The 1513-nt window shown below is 65.8% G+C and carries 1 protein-coding gene and 1 pseudogene; both read left to right on the forward strand.

The genetic code is table 11. From position 1 onward, the window contains the following. A pseudogene (locus ABZ624_RS43005) lies at positions 1-552 on the forward strand (alpha-1,4-glucan--maltose-1-phosphate maltosyltransferase); the annotation flags it as partial. Next, positions 549-1513, forward strand: a 965-nt coding sequence (locus ABZ624_RS43010; RefSeq protein ID WP_360101211.1) for an alpha-amylase family glycosyl hydrolase, incomplete at its 3' end; no start/stop codon positions are given. The pseudogene ABZ624_RS43005 and the gene ABZ624_RS43010, both read left to right, overlap by 4 nt.

A 1513-nucleotide genomic window follows, 5' to 3' on the forward strand; every position in this document is an offset into this window, starting at 1 on the left:
GCCTTCGAGGTGCGGGCCGTGCTCGCCGCGACCCTCTCCCCCGCCTGGGGCATCTACAGCGGCTACGAACTGTGCGAGAACACCCCGCTCAGGGAGGGCAGCGAGGAATACCTCGACTCCGAGAAGTACCAGCTCAAGCAACGGGACTGGGAGGCCGCCGCACGCGAGGGCCGCACCATCGCGCCGCTCATCACCAAGCTCAACACCGTCCGGCGCCGCAGCCCGGCCCTACGGCAACTGCGCGATCTGCACTTCCACCACGCCGACAAGGACGCGGTGATCGCCTACTCGAAGCGGAGCGGATCGAACACGGTTCTCGTGGTCGCCAACCTCGACCCCCACCACACCCAGGAAGCCACGGTCTCGTTGGACATGCCGCAACTCGGCCTGATGTGGCACGAGTCCGTGCCGGTGCGTGACGAGCTCACCGGCGAGACCTACTACTGGGGCAGGGCCAACTATGTGCGCCTCGAACCGGGTCATAGGCCCGCGCATGTCTTCACCGTCCTGCGACCGTCCAACCCGCAGATCGGAGGGTCACCCACCATATGATCGTCAACGAGCCCGTTCCGGACACCTTTGAGGACACTCCCGCGGGGGACCGGGACCCGGAGTGGTTCAAGCGCGCCGTCTTCTACGAGGTCCTGGTCCGTTCCTTCCAGGACAGCAACGGCGACGGCGTCGGCGACCTGAAGGGCCTGACCGCCAAGCTCGACTATCTGCAGTGGCTGGGGGTCGACTGTCTGTGGCTGCCGCCGTTCTTCAAGTCCCCGCTCAGGGACGGGGGTTACGACGTCTCCGACTACACCGCGGTGCTCCCCGAGTTCGGTGACCTCGCCGACTTCGTGGAGTTCGTGGACGCCGCCCACCAGCGCGGCATGCGCGTCATCATCGACTTCGTCATGAACCACACCAGCGACCAGCACCCGTGGTTCCAGGAGTCGAGGCGGGATCCGGACGGTCCGTACGGGGACTACTACGTCTGGGCCGACGACGACAAGCAGTTCCAGGGCGCGCGGATCATCTTCGTCGACACCGAGGCCTCCAACTGGACGTACGACCCGGTACGCAAGCAGTACTACTGGCACCGCTTCTTCTCGCACCAGCCGGACCTGAATTACGAGAACCCGGCCGTGCAGGAGGAGATGATCTCCGCGCTGAAGTTCTGGCTGGATCTGGGCATCGACGGGTTCCGGCTGGACGCGGTGCCGTATCTGTACCAGCAGGAGGGCACCAACTGCGAGAACCTGCCGGCGACCCACGAGTTCCTGAGGCGGGTGCGCAAGGAGATCGACGCCCAGTACCCCGACAAGGTGCTCCTCGCCGAGGCCAACCAGTGGCCCGAGGATGTCGTCGACTACTTCGGTGACTTCAGAAGCGGCGGCGACGAGTGCCACATGGCGTTCCACTTCCCGGTCATGCCGCGCATCTTCATGGCCGTACGGCGGGAATCCCGCTACCCGGTCTCCGAGATCCTGGCCAAGACCCCGGCGATCCCCTCCGGCTGCCAGTG

Source organism: Streptomyces sp. NPDC007205 (assembly GCF_040634095.1).
Lineage (GTDB): Bacteria > Actinomycetota > Actinomycetes > Streptomycetales > Streptomycetaceae > Streptomyces.